Raw genomic sequence first — 17,371 nt, 5'->3', positions numbered from 1 at the left:
GCGAGGACGTCACGTCCCCAACACGAAGCCACGGGCTCTGCTAGCAGCCGTCTTTGACGGATCGCTTACACTTTGTTGAACGTTTTGTGATGAGTGAAGGTACAGGCACGCATAGGCGTCCACGGAAAATCAGATAAACGGGTTTCATCTGATTTTCCGTTGTTTTTCAGTCCTTTACTTAAAATGTCTTTCTTCGCTACTTGTCGCTGAATGACTTGTTAGCATCAACCTCGACGTGCCGCTTCGATGGTGGCGACGTCGATTTTCTTCATATCCATCATTGCCGCGAAGGCACGTTTGGCCTCGGCGCCGCCGGCGGACATTGCTTCCATCAGCACCCGCGGGGTGATCTGCCAGGAGATGCCCCATCGGTCCTTGCACCAGCCGCAGGCACTTTCTTCTCCGCCGTTGCCGACGATGGCATTCCAGTATCGGTCCGTCTCTTCCTGATCCTCAGTCGAAATCTGGAACGAGAAAGCCTCGGTGTGCTTGAATGTCGGCCCACCGTTGAGGCCGATACAGGAGACGCCTGCCACCGTGAATTCCACCATCAGCACGTCCCCCTCCTTGCCGGAGGGGTAATCGCCCGGCGCCCGATAGACGGAATTGACGGTGCTGTCGGGAAAGGTCTCGGCATAAAATCTGGCTGCGGCCTCGGCATCCCTATCGTACCAGATGCAGATCATGTTCTTCTTCACGGCGTGTTCCTCCCAAAAGAAAGCCCCATTCGGTAAACAATGTCGCCATGCGCCGATCGTTCCGAAAGGAGGGGGGAAGGTGCAATTTTGCAAAGGAATAAGGGTTGTGCGTCATGACGGTGCCGGCGCGATGATCAAACGCGACGCGCATGGCGATAGGCATCATATGCCGGGCCCAGCCGCGCCCGTTCTGAAGAATAAATATGAAACAATGTCTCTTTGTAACGTGAAGCGCGTGCTTGACCTAATATGCAGATTTTTGCGGCAGGAAGACGCGTATTGCCCAAATTTCGCCCGTACCATCAACTCGCGTGATCAACGTCAAGATTATCCTTAAATATTATTTAATAATGTAATCATATTGTTGGTGAACGATTTTCAGTAGAAACTGTCCAGCTGCCATCGGAGGATCGCGCGTGAGTTTTCTTGATCGTGGTGCCAATGCTTTCGCGGTTCTTGCCGCGCTCTCCAAATCTCAAGCCATCATCGAATTTGATATGGCCGGAAAGATTCTCGCCGCTAACGAGAATTTCTGTCGTGCGCTCGGTTACGAGCTGGCGGAAATAGTCGGCAGACATCACAGCATGTTCGTTGAACCTGAAGTCGTGTCATCGCAGGACTACAAGGCCTTCTGGTCAAAGCTTTCGGCCGGCCAGTTCGATCAGCGGCAGTACAAGCGCATTGGCAAGGGTGGCAGGGAAGTCTGGATCGAGGCCTCCTATAATCCGGTGTACCGTCGCGGCAAGCCGGTGAAAGTGGTCAAGATCGCCACGGATATTACCGAGCGCAAGTTGAAGGCGGCGGAAGATGCGGGCAAGATCGACGCCCTGTCGCGGGCGCAGGCCATCATCGAGTTCTCTCCGAACGGCGAGGTCCTGACGGCCAACGAGAATTTTCTGGCGGCGCTCGGTTATTCGCTCGCCGAGGTACAGGGAAGGCATCATTCGATGTTCTGCGAACCCGCCTACACACAGTCCCCGCAATATGCGCAATTCTGGAAAAGGCTTGCCGGCGGCGATCTGGTGGCGGATGAATTCATGCGGCTTGGCAAGGGCGGTCGCAAGGTTTTCATTCAGGCCTCCTATAATCCGATCTTCGATTTGTCCGGCAAGGTGTTCAAGGTCGTCAAATTTGCCACCGACGTGACCGGACGTGTTGAAAATGTCGAAAAGCTCGCGCAGTCCCTGACCAATCTGGCTGACGGTGATCTTTCGCAGAGCATCGACAAACCCTTTATCCCCTCGCTTGAAAGATTGCGGTCCGACTTCAACGCAGCCTCGAAAAAGCTCAAGAAGGCCATGACGCTGGTCTCTGAAAATGCCGGCGCCATTTCTTCGGGGTCAAATGAAATAAGGTCCGCGGCCGACGATCTCGCCAGACGTACGGAACAGCAGGCCGCCTCTATCGAGGAGACGGCTGCAGCCCTCGAGGAAATTACCACCACCGTCAATGATTCAAGCCGCCGGGCGGAAGAGGCTGGAAAAATCGTTGGCCGTGCCCGTGACCATGCCGAACATTCAGGTCAGGTTGTGCGCGATGCGATCAGTGCCATGGACCAGATCGAAAAATCTTCGCGTGAGATTTCGAATATTATCGGCGTTATCGACGAGATTGCCTTTCAGACCAATCTGCTTGCGCTGAATGCAGGCGTGGAAGCTGCCCGCGCAGGCGAAGCAGGCAAGGGTTTTGCCGTGGTCGCGCAGGAAGTTCGCGAACTTGCGCAACGCTCGGCGACGGCCGCAAAGGAAATCAAGAGCCTGATCAACGCGTCTGGCACGCAGGTTGAAAACGGCGTTGGCCTTGTTACCAAAGCGGGCTCTGCCTTGCAGGAAATCGCGGAACAGGTGCGCGACATCAACACCAATGTCGTAGCGATCGTCGATGCCGCGCGCGAACAGTCGACCGCGCTCGCCGAGATAAATCAGGCGGTCAACACCGTTGACCAGGGAACGCAGCAGAATGCCGCGATGGTTGAGGAGCAGACGGCTGCCAGCCACAGCCTTGCACGGGAAGCGGCAGCGTTGTTTGAGCTTCTAGGGCAATTCCGGTTCGATGACGTATCGCACTCGACATCGTCGTCGCGGAGCGGCTTCGAGCAGCAGGCTACCTTTGCCACTCCGCGTCGCCCGGCATCCCGCCCGTTTGCGGTGCGCGGTTCCGCTGCAGTCGCCGTCGAACATGAGGATTGGCAGGACTTCTAAGCACACAAGATGGCCTTGCCGACGCTGAAATGCGACCTTTATTCTGGACGCATGGAAGCCTCGGCAAGGCCCAAACCGAAGCTTCCATTGAAGATGAGCCATAGGTCTGGGCATATCTTGCAGAATGCCTGATAATCGGCGTATCGGGCGTGGGATTTGCGGGGAATTTTGCTTGGCGGGGATATCGACACGCTGCGTGGGTCTTGCTCTGTGGTTGCTGGCGCTTGCCAGTGGCACGACCGGGGCCGAGGAGAAGGCCGATGGCAAAGTCTCCTGCGCCTACACCCATGATGTCGCGCCGGAATTGTGCATCCGTGTCGAAAGCTACAATAACGACCTGTGTCACGCCATCGAGGTTCTGGCCGGGCGCCACGCCGTTCCGCCGGATTATTTCGCCCGGCTCATCTGGCGGGAAAGCCTGTTCCGGGCCAATGCGGTCAGCCCGAAGGGCGCGGAAGGCATAGCACAGTTCATGCCTGGAACCGCAAAGCTGCGTGGTCTCAAAGACAGCTTCAACATAATCGCCGCACTCGAGGCCTCTTCCCGGTATCTGTCCGAGTTGAATAAGCAGTTTGGCAATTTCGGTCTCGCCGCCGCAGCTTATAATGCGGGCGAGGCGGGATTGCGGAATTTTATCGCGACCGGTCGGCTGCCGACGGAAACCCGGGATTATGTGTTTGCGATAACGGGATATCCGGTTGAGAAATGGAAGGACAACCCGCCGGAAAAGGCGGCCCCGGCATTGGATGAGACCCGCTCTTTCATCGATGCCTGTCTGCGTCTGGCCGATACGCGAACGATGAACGATCCTGTCCTCATCTCGTCGGCCGACTGGGCGCCCTGGGGCGTGCAGCTTGCCGCGCATTATAATCCGGCGGTGGCGAACCGGCTTTTTACCCGCGCCATTGGCCAACTATCCGGGCCGCTTAATGCCGAGCGGGCTTTGATCGTGCGGCAGCGAGGCGGCAATTTCGGTTCGCGCCCGCGTTATGCCGCCCGCATCGGCCGCGATACACGCGCCCAGGCCAACGAGCTTTGCGGCGAAATCCGGCAGGCCGGCATTCCCTGCACCGTGTTCCGCAACAGATGAGAACACCTGTATGACCCTGTCGATCATAACAAGTTGATCAGCATCTGGGTCGCACCTCCTTTCAGAGCAAAATTATCGAGCCTAGATTGCAACGCTGACGACAGAACGTGTCGGCTGATGGTATTCTGTGAGGGAAGAAAACTGAAAATGAGATGGCTTGAAACGGGATGTCTGGTCGGCGTGCTGGCCGCTATTTCTGGGTGCGCCACGACCGGGCAGACGGACGCATCGCAAACGGTGGCGAGCCTCGTGGGCCAGCCCCTGGATGCGGCTATCGCCAGACTCGGCCGCCCTAACAAGGTGATCATCGACAAGGGCGCGACGGAATCCTATTGGCTGAAGGTGGATGTTGAGACCTATGCCGGCCTCTCCAACAAGCGGGAAATCCGCACCTTGAACGGGCAGGTGCGGATATCGGAAACGGAAGGCATGAAGATCAAGGAGCATCGCCGCGACTGCATCATCAAGATCACCGCGGATCCCGCTTCCACCATCAAGACCAGCGAAATCATCGGCAATCCGGCCAATTGCGAGAACATTATCAATCGCCCAAACACCTGAGGCGGTCGCATTCGCGACTGTCGCATCGCTTCGAACGACCGAACCACCGTAAGAGGTGGATTGTGGGCGATCTCCTAATATGCGACCATCCGTGCCGGAGGATGCGTGCATGGTATCGACGCTGTCGCATATACGGGAGATCGAACGTGTCGGCATGGGCGCGGTCAGCCCGCGTGATACGCCGGTCATCCAGTCCTGGCTGCGCTGCCTCAATGACTACAAGCTCGACCCAACGATTGCGCAGGAAGCCTATATCGTGCCCGAGCTGAAGCTTCGGGAGCATCGCGAGCAGGCCGAGGAGCTCATCCGTATCGGCCGCTCCGGTCTCGAAGCCCTGTTCAACCAGATTGCCGAGCAGAATTACGTCCTGCTGCTGTCGGATGCGCGCGGCGTTACCGTCGATTTCATGGGCGACCCGACCTTCGACAACCAGTTGCGGAGGGCGGGGCTTTACCTTGGCTCGGAATGGTCGGAAAACCGGGCCGGCACCTGCGCTGTTGGCGCCTGCCTCGTTTCCGGCGAGCCGGTGATCATCCATCAGGATGACCATTTCGATACCAGCCATATCGGGCTGACCTGCACTGCGGCGCCCGTCTTCGATACGCTCGGCGATCTCACCGCCGTGCTCGACATTTCCCAGCTGCGCTCGCCGACGGCCAAGGCCAGCCAGCAACTGGCGCTGCATCTCGTTGCCTCCACCGCGCGGCGCATCGAGCTTGCCAATCTCATGACCCGCACCCGCAATGACTGGGTATTGCGTCTTGCCCGTTCACCTGAGTTTCTTGACGTCGATCCCGATGCGGCGATCGCCCTTGATGGCAGCGGACGTATCACCGGCATGACCCATGGTGGCTTCGGGGCGCTGGCGCGCTCCATGAACATGCACGGCCTTGCCACCCGCGATTTTCTCGGCCAGCCGATTTCCTCGGTCTTCGATATCGATGTGGACGACCTGCCGCGCTTTATGCGCGGGCGGCCGAATGGCGAGCGGCTTTTGCGCGCCCGCAACGGTCTGGTGCTTTTTGCCAGCGCGATCGCGCCCGCCGTCAGCATTCGCGCTCCTGTCACGCCAGAGCCACGCTTGCCGCGAGCGCTGAGGGACATGAGCAACGGCGATCCGGCGATGGAAAAGGTGCAGGCGCGGGCAGCAAAGCTTGCCGCCCGCGATATTCCCATCCTCATTCAGGGTGAGACGGGCAGCGGCAAGGAATATCTGGCACGGGCGATCCATGACAGCTGCAACAGCGACGGTAATTTCGTTGCCGTCAATTGTGCGGCAATCCCGGAGCATCTGATCGAATCCGAATTGTTCGGTTACACACCTGGTGCCTTCACCGGCGCCAGCCAGAAGGGCAAGCGCGGTCTCATCGAGGAGGCAAGTGGCGGCACTTTGTTCCTGGATGAGATTGGCGACATGCCGCTTTCCCTTCAAAGCCGCCTGCTGCGCGTGCTTTCGGAAAACGAGGTGCAGCCGGTTGGCGCATTGAAAGCCAAGCCGGTGCGTCTGAGAGTACTGTCCGCATCGCACCGCGATCTTGCCGAACTGGTGAAGGAAGGCCGTTTCCGGCAGGACCTCTATTATCGCCTGAACGCCGCAACGGTGACGCTGCCGGCGCTGCGAGAGCGCGAGGATCTCGGCTGGCTGATCGATCAGTTTCTCCGCCGCATCGAGAAGGAAAACGGCGAGACCTACAGGATCGATAAGGCGGCACGGGCAATTCTGCTTGACCATGACTGGCCGGGCAATCTGCGCGAACTCTTCAATGCACTGCGGGTTGCAGCCGCGCTTTCCGATGGCGGCAAGATCGATCCGGGTTGCCTGCCTGAACACCTCTTTGCCGAAGTCGCCACCGATGATGCTTTGCGCGATGACGACGATCTGCGCCGGGCGCTGAAGGACTGCGGCAACAACGTCTCGGCGCTGGCGCGAAGCCTCGGCGTCAACCGCTCCACCATTCACCGCCGTCTCAAACGCCTGAATTGACTGCGTCCGAACCGGTGCGACCATTGCAACACCTGTTGCACGGAACCTGTTGCATTCTGCCGGCGAGCCTCAGAGCTGAATTCGTAACCAATTGAAAATACGTCAAGATATGGCGCAAGCCATTCTGGCATGCCGCTTGCTGATCTTTCTGTGCAAGAACTACAGGAGGAAATGCAATGAAAGCACTGCGCTTTCACGCCGCCAAGGACCTACGCATCGAGGATGTGGATATGCCGCCCGAGCCCGGTCCGGGTGAGGTGCTCGTCGAAAACAAGTTCTGCGGCATCTGCGGCACGGACCTGCACGAATATGCCTATGGCCCGATCTTCGTGCCGAAGGAGCCGCATCCTTTCACCGGCGCGCACGGGCCGCAAATTCTCGGTCATGAATTCGGCGGTGTCGTAAAGGCCGTAGGCGAGGGCGTTAGCCATGTAAAGCCTGGCGACCGGGTATCGATCCAGCCGCTCATCATGCCGCGCCATGGCGACTATTATGCTGATCGCGGTCTTTATCACCTGAGCACAAATCTCGCTCTCGCCGGTCTGTCCTGGCATTCCGGCGGCATGGCGCAGGCCGCTCTTCTCAACGACTATAACGTCCAGCCGATACCCGATGCGCTTTCCGATCAGGAAGCGGCCCTCATCGAGCCGACGGCAGTCGCGGTTTATGCCTGCGACCGTGGCGGTGTCACGGCCGGCAGCAGCGTGCTTGTGACCGGTGCCGGGCCGATCGGCATTCTCGTCGCCATGGCGGCCAGGGCGGCCGGTGCCTCGCAGATATTTCTTTCCGATCTCAACGACACGCGTCTGGCGCTGGCGCGGGCGGCGCTTGGCGAGGTGCGCACGATCAATCCCAAGACGGAAAAGGTGGGCGATGTCATCCGCGCCGAGACCGAAGGCAATGTTGGCTGCGATGTCGCCATCGAATGCGTCGGCAATGAATATGCGCTGAAGAACTGCGCCGATGCAGTGCGCAAGCAGGGCGTTGTGGTGCAGACCGGCCTCCACCCCGGCGAAAACCCGCTGAACTGGTTCGACGTGACTTTCAAGGACATCGATATCCGCGGCTCCTGGGCCTATCCGACTCACTACTGGCCGCGTGTTGCCCGGCTGATTGCCAGCGGCCAGATCCCGGCGAGCCGGATCGTTACCAAAAACGTCTCACTCAGCGAGGCGGTCACGGAAGGGTTCGACCAGCTGCTCGACCCGGCCGGCAAGCATCTGAAGATCCTGATCGACCTGTCGCGATAGGCCGATTTGAAGTGCGGGGCGGTTGAGGAGCCGTCCCGTTTCCACATTGAGCAGGAGGAGGAATACATGCTCGACAAGACCCCCACCACGCGCCTTCAGGCGCTTCTCGATACGTTCGGGGCAGCACTCGAAGCTGGCCGCATCGATGATGCCGTTAATCTGTTTGCCGAGGATTGCTACTGGCGCGACCTCGTTGCCTTTACCTGGAACATCAAGACCGTTGAAGGTCGCGATCAGGTGCGCGACATGCTGCAGGCGCAGCTTTCGACGGCCAGACCCGCAAACTGGCGCATCGCTACCGGCGAGGAGGCGACGGAGGCGGATGGTGTGCTTGAAAGCTGGATCACCTTCGAGACGGCGACAGGGCGCGGCTACGGCCTCGTGCGCTTCAGGAACGGGCAGATATGGACGCTGCTGACGGCGCTTACCGAACTGAAGGGCCATGAGGAAAAATCGGGCTTCACCCGGCCGGTCGGCGCAAGGCACGGCCAGAACCTTGGTGCCAAAACCTGGATGGAGGAGCGCGAGGAGGAAGCGCGCACGCTCGGTTATGACAAGCAGCCCTATACCGTCATCATCGGCGGTGGACAGGGCGGCATCGCGCTCGGCGCCCGGTTGCGCCAACTCGGCGTGCCGACGATCATACTCGAAAAGAACGAGCGGCCGGGTGACAGCTGGCGCAAGCGCTACAAGTCGCTCTGCCTGCATGACCCGGTCTGGTACGACCATCTGCCTTACATCGATTTTCCGAAGAACTGGCCGGTCTTTGCCCCCAAAGACAAGATCGGTGACTGGCTCGAATTCTACACCAAGGTGATGGAACTGAACTACTGGACCCGCTCCACTGCCAAATCCGCCAAGTGGGACGAGGCGGCGAAGGAATGGTCGATCGTCGTCGATCGCGATGGCGAGGAAGTCGTGCTCCGGCCAAAGCAACTGGTCTTTGCCACCGGCATGTCCGGCAAGGCTAATATTCCGGATTTCAAGGGGCGCGAGCGCTTCAACGGCGATCAGCACCATTCCTCGCAGCATCCGGGGCCGGATGGGTACAAGGGCAAGAAGGTCGCCGTGATCGGTTCCAACAATTCGGCCCATGATATCTGCGCCGCACTCCACGAAGCGGGTGTCGATGTGACCATGATCCAGCGCTCGACGACCCATATCGTCAAATCCGATACGCTGATGGATATAGGGCTCGGTGCGCTCTATTCCGAACAGGCGTTGGCGAATGGGGTGACGACGGCAAAGGCCGATCTCATCTTCGCGTCGCTGCCCTACCGGATCATGCATGAGTTCCAGATCCCGCTTTACGACAAGATGAGGGAGCGCGACGCCGATTTTTACGCCGCACTGGAAAAAGCCGGGTTCCAGCTAGACTGGGGTGCGGATGGCTCGGGCCTCTTCATGAAGTACCTGCGGCGCGGCTCCGGTTATTATATTGATATCGGCGCCTCGCAGCTGATCATCGATGGCAAGGTGAAGCTTGCCGCCGGTCAGGTGGACGAGATCACCGAAAACTCGATCAAACTCTCTGACGGCAAGGAGATTCCTGCTGACGTCATTGTCTATGCGACGGGATATGGTTCGATGAATGGCTGGGTCGCTGATCTCATCGATCAGGAAACGGCAGACAGGGTCGGCAAGGTCTGGGGTCTCGGTTCGGATACGCCGAAAGACCCGGGGCCGTGGGAAGGCGAGCAGCGCAACATGTGGAAGCCGACGCAGCAGGAGGCGCTGTGGTTCCACGGCGGCAACCTGCACCAGTCGCGGCATTATTCGCAATATCTCGCCTTGCAGTTGAAAGCGCGCATGGAGGGGCTTCCTACACCTGTCTATGCATTGCAAGCGGTTCACCACACACGCTGACCACGGGTATTTCGATCGATAACGGTAATGCAGAAAGGGGGCGGAACATTCCGCCCCCTTTCTGAATCCGATGCAGGCAATGCCAAACGGACGCCGCCCGGTTTCTGTGGATCACGGCAACCGCTGTTGTTAGTGTGAGCCTCTGCGCATATGTTGGAAAACTCAATATCGATTTCCGGCCAAAGCGGACAGAAGAACAATGACCTCCCAGTTGGATTTTTTCGCTTCCGCGACTGCGCGGCTTCCTCAGGCTGAGCGCGGGCGAAAAGCGGATGGTCGTGAAACGACGCTGAAATCGGTTCATGACGATGAGGCTCTGGCCGCACATCTCGAATCCACAGGCAATTACCGCGTCCTGCGCAAGTTGCAGCCGCGCGCGATCTGCGAGCAGCCCCGACCGGGGTTTCCACGTCAGGGCGTGATCCTCGACACCGAGACCACGGGCCTCAACCACCGAACCGATGAGATCATCGAAATCGGCGTCATTACCTTCACATTCGACGATCAGGGCACGATTGGGGATGTCACCGGGGTCTATGGCGGTCTGCGACAGCCGGGCACTTCCATCCCGGAAGAAATCACGCGCCTGACGGGTATCACCGATGAAATGGTTGCCGGACAGACGATAGACATCGACCGGCTGACCTCCCTTGTTGACGGTGCTGATCTGATCATTGCCCACAATGCCGGCTTCGATCGTCCGTTTTGCGAGGCCTTCTCGCCGATCTTCCGCAATAAGGCCTGGGCCTGCTCCGTTTCTGAGATTGACTGGAGTGGTCGGGGTTTTGAGGGCAGCAAGCTCGCCTACCTCATCGGGCAATCCGGCTATTTCCATGACGGCCACCGAGCAGTCGACGATTGTTTCGCTCTGCTGGAGGTGCTGGAACAGGTACGCGCCGGCCAAAGCGGGACGCCCTTCATGGAACTCCATGAAGCCAGCCAGCACTCCCGGGTTCGCATTTACGCGGAGAACAGCCCGTTCGACATGAAGGATCATCTGAAAAAGCGGGGCTATCGCTGGTCTGATGGTTCCGATGGCCGGCCCAAATCCTGGTGGGTGGAACTGGCGGAGGAAAAGCTCGAGGAAGAGCTGCATTTCCTCCGAACCGAAATTTACCGCTGGGACGCCGATCCCACGGTCAAGTATCTGACGGCATTCGACCGGTTCAAAGCCGGCTAGAAAGAAACCGCGACGGCCGTACCGTCAAGTTTGCACAGCTCTGCGTTTTTTTTGATGTTTGTCGATTTTCTTGCTCAAAATTTGAGCGGGTAGGCGCAAGCTTTTTCGCTGCATTTTGATTTTAAAACAATATCTGTTCTGGCACGGGCCTTGCTTTCAGTCTTGTATGCAAGATTTACATACCAAGCAGGACCGTCAGATAAACATCGAAGAAGCCATCGTTTCCGGCATTCTTTCGGCGCGCATCCGGCCGGGCACGCGGCTCAGCGAAAATCAGCTGGCTGGACTCTTCTCCGTTTCACGTACGCGGGTACGGGAGGCGATGATGCGGCTGGAAACACGTGGCATCGTCCATGTCAGCGCGCGGCGAGGGTGGTTCGTCGTCGAGCCCTCCGCCGAGGAGGCGATGACCATCTATGAGGCGCGGCGGATTATCGAATCCGGATTGCTTCGCAGCATGCGGATGCTGTCGGAGGAGGGGCGCAAGGTCCTCGTCGCGCATCTTGAGGAAGAGAAAGTCGCAATAGCCGCAGGTGACCGCCAGCGCCTTACCTGCCTCATGGGCGATTTTCATATCCGCATCGCCGAGCTTTGCGGCAATGCCGTGCTCATCGAGCTGCTACGCGATCTAACCGCCCGGACAATTCTGATCTCCATGCTCTACCAGTCGGAGTTTCATGCCCTCCAGTCCCATGAGGGGCATTGCCGTATCTTCGACGCGATGGCTGCGGGCGATTTCGTGAGGGCGGCGGAGCTTTCCATCGAGCATCTGGACGAGGTGGAAACCGGCCTCGACCTCACACGACGCCCCGATCCTCTCGCCGGCCTTCGCCGGTCGCTCGCCCTACCGGAAATGAATGGCGGCGATCCGGATAAAATTCACATGCAACACAATCAACACAAGGAGAATGACATATGATCTTCAGACGGACCCTCATCGCTGCCGCCGCCATGGCTGCCGCCTTTGGTCTTTCCGCGCCCGCCAAGGCGGATGCCCTTGCCGACATCACCGCACGCGGCACGCTGCGTGTGGCCGTACCGCAGGATTTCCCGCCCTTCGGCAGCGTTGCTGCTGATATGACCCCGCAGGGCTATGACATCGACATGGCCAAGATGATCGCCGACAAGCTGGGCGTGAAGGTGGAACTCGTCCCGGTCACCAGTGCCAACCGTGTTCCCTATCTCCAGACCAACAAGGTCGATCTCGTTATCTCCAGCCTCGGCAAGAATGCAGATCGTGAAAAAGTTATTGATTTCTCTGATGCTTACGCGCCTTTCTTCAACGGCGTTTTCGGCCCGGCCGACGTCGCGATCTCCAAGGCCGAAGACCTTAAGGGCAAGACCATCGCCGTCACGCGCGGTGCCGTCGAGGACCTGGAACTGACGAAGGTCGCGCCTTCGGACGCCACCATCAAGCGTTACGAGGACAATAACGGCACCATCTCGGCCTTCCTTTCGGGCCAGGTGGAAGTTGTCGCGACCGGCAACGTGGTTGCAGCCGCCATCCTCGCCAAGAACCCGCCGAAGCGTCCGGAACTGAAGTTCCTCATCAAGAACTCTCCCTGCTACATCGGCCTCAACAAGAACGAGCCGGCCTTACTGGAAAAGGTCAACGCCACCGTAGCTGCAGCCAAGGCCGACGGCTCGCTGAATGCGATCGCCACCAAGTGGCTTGGCCAGGATCTGCCGAAAGACCTTTGATCATCGTTTGCCATGGTCATCCCGGATCCGCCGGGATGACGCCTTTCTCCACCGGCGCAAGGGGACTGTTTCTTGAGCTATCAATTTGATTTCCTGTGGCTTGGCGAATATTGGCCACAAATTGCCAAAGGCATCGCCATTACCAGCCAACTCACGCTGGTCGGCGGCGTGGTCGGCGTTTCACTTGGCATCGCCTGCGCCTGGGCCCGGGCGCTCGGACCTTCATGGTTGAAGCCCATCGTCGGCACTTATGTGGAGCTCATCCGCAATACGCCTTTTCTGATCCAGTTGTTTTTCATCTTCTTTGGCCTGCCATCGCTTGGTTTCAAGCTTACAGAGCTGACCGCGGCCAATCTGGCGATGATCGTCAATCTGGGCGCCTATAGTTGCGAGATCATCCGCGCCGGTATTCAGGCGACGCCGAAGGGCCAGTTCGAGGCGGGCGCGAGCCTTGCCATGACGCGCTTCGAAACGTTTCGCCATGTGGTGCTCACACCCTCGCTGCAACGCATCTGGCCGGCGCTTTCCTCGCAAGTGGTGATCGTCATGCTCGGCTCGGCCGTCGTTTCGCAGATTGCGGTGGAAGACCTGACCTTTGCGGCGAACTTCATCCAGTCGCGCACGTTCCGCGCCTTCGAAGCCTACATCCTGTCAACTGTCATCTACCTGCTGCTCGCCATCCTGTTGCGGCAGGGCATGCTGGCGCTCGGCAGCTTTCTTTTCCCGAGGAGGGCGGCACGATGACTGAATTCACCTTTTGGGACATTCTGCGCAACCTGCTGCTCTCCACCCGCTGGACGCTGTTGCTATCGCTCGTTTCCTTCATCGGCGGCGGTATGGTGGGCATCGTGCTTCTGTGGTTGCGCATCAGCCCGCGCCGGGCTTTGAACCGTGCTGCCCGCATCTATATCGAAGTCTTTCAGGGCACCCCGCTGCTGATGCAGCTTTTCATCGCTTTTTTCGGCCTCGGTCTCCTCGGGGTTGATGTTCCGGCCTGGCTTGCGGCTGGCGTGGCGCTTATCCTCTGGACCGCTGCCTTCCTTGCGGAAATCTGGCGCGGCTGCGTTGAGGCGATTGCGAAGGGCCAGTGGGAGGCGTCCGCCAGCCTTGCCATGGGCCGCCTGCAACAGATGCGTTACGTCATCCTGCCGCAGGCGCTCAAGATCGCCATTCCGCCAACGGTCGGTTTTTCCGTGCAGGTCGTCAAGGGCACAGCACTCACCTCCATCATCGGTTTCGTTGAACTGTCCAAGGCCGGCACGATCGTCACCAATGCCACCTTCCAGCCCTTCACCGTCTATGGCCTGGTTGCTCTCATCTATTTCGCCCTCTGCTGGCCGCTGTCGAAATCCAGCCAGTTCCTAGAAAGGAAGCTTAATGTCGCTCATCGAAATCACTGAAGTCCACAAGAGCTTTGGCGACAATGAGGTGCTGAAGGGCATAAATCTGGATGTCGAACCCGGCGAGGTGATCGCCATCATCGGCAAAAGCGGCTCGGGAAAATCGACGCTGCTTCGCTGCATCAACGGACTGGAGACGATCAGCGCCGGCTCGATCCAGGTGGCAGGTGCGCAGTTGCTGGACGATGAGCTGCATCTGAAGGCATTGCGGCTGAAGGTCGGCATGATCTTCCAGCAATTCAACCTCTTTCCGCATCTGACGGCCGGCGGCAATGTCATGCTTTCGCAGATGGTGGTGAAAAAGGTCACCAAGCCGGAGGCCGAGGTGACGGCGCGTAGGATGCTGGAGCGTGTCGGGCTTGCGCACAAGTTCGATGCCTATCCGGATGAACTGTCCGGCGGCCAGCAGCAGCGCGTGGCGATTGCCCGCGCCCTCGCCATGCAGCCTATCGCCCTTCTCTGTGACGAAATTACCTCGGCGCTCGACCCCGAACTCGTGTCTGAGGTGCTGGCCGTCGTGCGCGAACTGGCAAAGGAAGGCATGACGCTGCTGATGGTGACGCATGAAATGAAGTTTGCTCGCGACGTCTGCTCGCGCGTCGTCTTCATGCATCAGGGCCGTGTGCACGAGATCGGGCCGCCGGAAGATGTTTTTGCCAATCCCCAGACGCCGGAACTCAAGCAGTTCCTTGGCATGATCTAAGCACAGTACCGACGCACGCGACCGGAGCGGTGCGTGCGTCGGCAGTAGCCTTTATGTTGTGTTTGCCGGGAAAATGTCCGCTATTCCAGTGGTGTCAGCCAGTTCGTTTCGATGGCACTCTTTTCCCGATTTCATGTTTCGCTGTCGGTCGCTCAGATCGCATACAATTTCCGCACCAAATCGAAAACAATCGATGTAAATTTGAGCAGGCCGGTGACGGGACTGGTGGACACATCGAAATTCCCGTTTTATATCAATGGCAAAGCCGATTGGCACGGCTCCTGCATGACAAAGACGTCGCAGGAGAGTGTTCATGAGCAAAGCCGCAGCAATCGACATCGCTTCCGTTTCCAAGATTTATGGCAACACCACCGCGGTGCATGCCATAAGCCTCAAGATACCGGCAGGAAGTTACTGCTGCCTGCTCGGTCCTTCAGGCTGCGGCAAGACCTCGACACTGCGAATGATCGCCGGCCACGAAAGCATTTCAAGCGGCGATGTCAGGCTTGGTAATGTGGTCGTCACCGATCTGCCGCCCGCTAAACGCGGCACGGCAATGATGTTCCAGTCCTATGCGCTGTTTCCGCATCTCGATCTCGTCGACAACGTTGCCTTCAGCCTCAAGATGAAGGGGGTGGACAAGGAAGCGCGCCGCGCCAAGGCGCTGGAGATGCTGCGGCTGATGCAGCTCGAACCGTATGCCACCCGGCGCCCGGCCCAGCTTTCCGGCGGGCAGCAGCAGCGCGTGGCGTTGGCTCGCGCGCTTATCACCGACCCCGAGGCGTTGCTGCTGGATGAGCCGCTTTCGGCACTCGATCCTTTCCTCAAGATCCGTATGCGGGCCGAGCTGAAGAAGCTGCAAACCTCGCTCGGCATCACCTTTGTTCACGTCACACACAGTCAGGAAGAGGCAATGGCGCTGGCCGACGTCATCGTCGTCATGAATGATGGCCGCATCGAGCAGGCAGCGACGCCGCGCGAGCTGTTTGAGCGCCCGGCCACCGCTTTCGTCGCCCGCTTCATGGGCGATCACAATGTCATTTCCGGCCGGTTCAAGGAAAAGAACGGCGATCTCGTCACAATGGAGGTTGCAGGCGGCGGCACCTTCACGGCAGGCGGCGTTGCCCCGGATGACGGCGCGGTCGATATCGCCGTTCGTACCGACCGTGTGCGCGTCGGCGAGGCGGATCAACCCGGTTTCGGTTTTACCGGCATCGTCTCGAATGTCGAATATCGCGGTGCAAGCGTGAAGATCGCCGTGACCGGCGCGGGCATTGAGGATTTCAACGCCATCCTCAGCGACGTCGCCTTCTTCGAAAAGCCGGTAAAGACCGGCGACGCCATACCGCTTTCATGGAATGCGGCCGATGCCATCGTGCTCGGCCGGGTAGAGAAGTGACCCCAAAAATAACCAGAGGAGAACTTTGAAATGACCGACAACTCCAACAGCAACAAGGGCCTGTCCCGCCGCGGCCTTCTAAAGGCAGGTGCCGCCGCAACAGGCGCGGCCATCGGCTCCGGCCTTGTCACCGGTTTCCCGACCATATGGGCGCAGAACCCGATCACGATCCGCCAGTTCGGCACGGGTGTTTCGAACCTCAATGCGATTGCCGAAAAGTGCAAGGCTGATCTCGGTATCACGCTGGAGATGACGGCGACGGATTCGGATGCGGCCGCGCAGCGCGCGGTGACCCAGCCGAACTCCTACGATATCGCCGATATCGAATACTGGATCCTGAAGAAGGTCTACCCGGCGGGTGTCATTCAGCCGATGGAAATCAAGAAGCTGAAATATTACGACAAGATCGTTCCGCTGTTTAAAAACGGCAAGCTGACGCCCGATAGCGTCGTGGCCCAGGGTACCGCCCCGCACACGGTCGGTTTCGTCGAAAAGCCCGGCGACAAGAAGTTTGCGAAAAGCGAAACCGATTATTTCACCATGGTTCCGACCATCTACAATGCCGATACGCTCGGCATTCGCCCCGATCTCGTCGGCCGCGATATCACCAGCTGGGCCGATATCATGGACCCCAAGTTCAAGGGCAAGGCCTCTATCCTCAACATCCCCTCCATCGGCATCATGGATGCGGCGATGATCATGGAAGCCATGGGCAACATCAAATATGCCGACAAGGGCAACATGACGAAGGAGGAGATCGACAAGACCATCGACTTCCTCATCAAGGCCAAGAAGGACGGCCAGTTCCGTGCCTTCTGGAAGAGCTTCGATGAAAGCGTCAACCTCATGGCGTCGGGTGAAGTCGTGATCCAGTCCATGTGGTCGCCCGCCGTCGCCGCCGTTCGCTCCAAGGGCATCGCCTGCAAATATCAGCCGCTCAAGGAAGGCTATCGCTCGTGGGGTGGCGGCCTTGGCCTTGCCAAGCACCTCTCCGGTGCCAAGCTGGATGCGGCTTACGAGTATATCAACTGGTACACCTCCGGCTGGGTCGGCGCCTACCTCAACCGTCAGGGCTATTACTCCGCCGCCATGGATACGGCCAAGGAACATATGTCGGCCGACGAGTGGGGCTACTGGGTCGAAGGCAAGCCCGCGCAGGGCGATATCATCGCGCCTGATGGCAAGGTCATGGAAAAGGCCGGTGCAGTGCGCGACGGCGGTTCGTTCCAGGAGCGCATGGGCAAGGTCGCCTGCTGGAACTCCGTCATGGACGAGGACCGCTACATGGTTCGTCGCTGGAACGAGTTCATCGCGGCCTGATCTTCTCGCCTTTCGCAG

Annotated in this window: 15 protein-coding genes; 14 read left to right on the top strand and 1 reads right to left on the bottom strand. The window is 58.9% G+C overall.

Features of this window, described 5'->3' with window-relative positions:
* Positions 1-224 precede the first annotated feature (224 nt).
* On the bottom strand, positions 225-698 hold the full coding sequence (locus J5276_RS15970; protein WP_025595986.1) for a VOC family protein: 474 nt from the start codon (positions 696-698) through the stop codon (positions 225-227).
* A 416-nt stretch (positions 699-1,114) separates the two neighbouring features.
* Between J5276_RS15970 and J5276_RS15965 the strand changes: the two genes are divergently transcribed.
* From J5276_RS15965 to J5276_RS15900, 14 genes are all read left to right on the top strand, one after another.
* Positions 1,115-2,899, top strand: coding sequence for a PAS domain-containing methyl-accepting chemotaxis protein (locus tag J5276_RS15965; RefSeq protein WP_112751701.1), 1,785 nt, complete (start codon positions 1,115-1,117; stop codon positions 2,897-2,899).
* A gap of 196 nt (positions 2,900-3,095) precedes the next feature.
* Positions 3,096-3,989 carry a lytic transglycosylase domain-containing protein gene (locus J5276_RS15960; RefSeq protein WP_112154418.1) on the top strand — a complete coding sequence of 298 codons (894 nt, stop codon included), beginning with the start codon at positions 3,096-3,098 and terminating at the stop codon, positions 3,987-3,989.
* A gap of 147 nt (positions 3,990-4,136) precedes the next feature.
* A complete protein-coding gene (locus tag J5276_RS15955; protein ID WP_019566437.1) occupies positions 4,137-4,550 on the top strand; it encodes a hypothetical protein in 414 nt (137 codons plus the stop codon).
* 109 nt (positions 4,551-4,659) lie between these two features.
* Positions 4,660-6,534 carry a sigma-54-dependent Fis family transcriptional regulator gene (locus J5276_RS15950; RefSeq protein WP_003517806.1) on the top strand — a complete coding sequence of 625 codons (1,875 nt, stop codon included), beginning with the start codon at positions 4,660-4,662 and terminating at the stop codon, positions 6,532-6,534.
* A gap of 176 nt (positions 6,535-6,710) precedes the next feature.
* Positions 6,711-7,784 carry a 2,3-butanediol dehydrogenase gene (locus J5276_RS15945; RefSeq protein ID WP_013761375.1) on the top strand — a complete coding sequence of 358 codons (1,074 nt, stop codon included), beginning with the start codon at positions 6,711-6,713 and terminating at the stop codon, positions 7,782-7,784.
* A 66-nt stretch (positions 7,785-7,850) separates the two neighbouring features.
* Complete coding sequence (locus J5276_RS15940) at positions 7,851-9,650, top strand: NAD(P)/FAD-dependent oxidoreductase (RefSeq protein ID WP_209159610.1); 1,800 nt, start codon at positions 7,851-7,853, stop codon at positions 9,648-9,650.
* 199 nt (positions 9,651-9,849) lie between these two features.
* The gene (locus J5276_RS15935) at positions 9,850-10,830 is read left to right on the top strand and encodes a 3'-5' exonuclease (RefSeq protein WP_112192401.1); all 981 of its coding nucleotides are present in this window, start codon (positions 9,850-9,852) and stop codon (positions 10,828-10,830) included.
* A 166-nt stretch (positions 10,831-10,996) separates the two neighbouring features.
* Positions 10,997-11,749, top strand: coding sequence for a GntR family transcriptional regulator (locus J5276_RS15930; protein ID WP_003517798.1), 753 nt, complete (start codon positions 10,997-10,999; stop codon positions 11,747-11,749).
* Positions 11,746-12,531: a transporter substrate-binding domain-containing protein gene (locus J5276_RS15925; protein ID WP_060642688.1), complete on the top strand. Its 786-nt coding sequence runs from the start codon at positions 11,746-11,748 to the stop codon at positions 12,529-12,531. Before J5276_RS15930 ends, J5276_RS15925 begins: the two co-directional genes overlap by 4 nt.
* 72 nt (positions 12,532-12,603) lie before the next feature.
* Positions 12,604-13,275 (top strand): amino acid ABC transporter permease, encoded by a 672-nt coding sequence (locus J5276_RS15920; protein WP_003517793.1) that lies wholly within the window; start codon positions 12,604-12,606, stop codon positions 13,273-13,275.
* Entirely contained in the window at positions 13,272-13,931 is a 660-nt protein-coding gene (locus tag J5276_RS15915) for an amino acid ABC transporter permease (RefSeq protein ID WP_019566432.1), read from the top strand. The genes J5276_RS15920 and J5276_RS15915 overlap by 4 nt, the downstream gene beginning before the upstream one ends.
* Entirely contained in the window at positions 13,909-14,634 is a 726-nt protein-coding gene (locus J5276_RS15910; RefSeq protein WP_019566431.1) for an amino acid ABC transporter ATP-binding protein, read from the top strand. The genes J5276_RS15915 and J5276_RS15910 overlap by 23 nt, the downstream gene beginning before the upstream one ends.
* Before the next feature lie 313 nt (positions 14,635-14,947).
* Positions 14,948-16,033 carry an ABC transporter ATP-binding protein gene (locus tag J5276_RS15905; protein WP_003517788.1) on the top strand — a complete coding sequence of 362 codons (1,086 nt, stop codon included), beginning with the start codon at positions 14,948-14,950 and terminating at the stop codon, positions 16,031-16,033.
* Between the two features lie 30 nt (positions 16,034-16,063).
* Complete coding sequence (locus J5276_RS15900) at positions 16,064-17,353, top strand: PotD/PotF family extracellular solute-binding protein (protein WP_003517786.1); 1,290 nt, start codon at positions 16,064-16,066, stop codon at positions 17,351-17,353.
* The last annotated feature ends 18 nt before the right edge of the window (positions 17,354-17,371 follow it).

Origin of the sequence: Agrobacterium sp. S7/73 (assembly GCF_019355535.1) — a bacterium.
Lineage (GTDB): Bacteria > Pseudomonadota > Alphaproteobacteria > Rhizobiales > Rhizobiaceae > Agrobacterium > Agrobacterium tumefaciens.
Note: the sequence above shows the minus strand (reverse complement) of the source record. Positions and strands in the feature narration are given on the sequence as shown.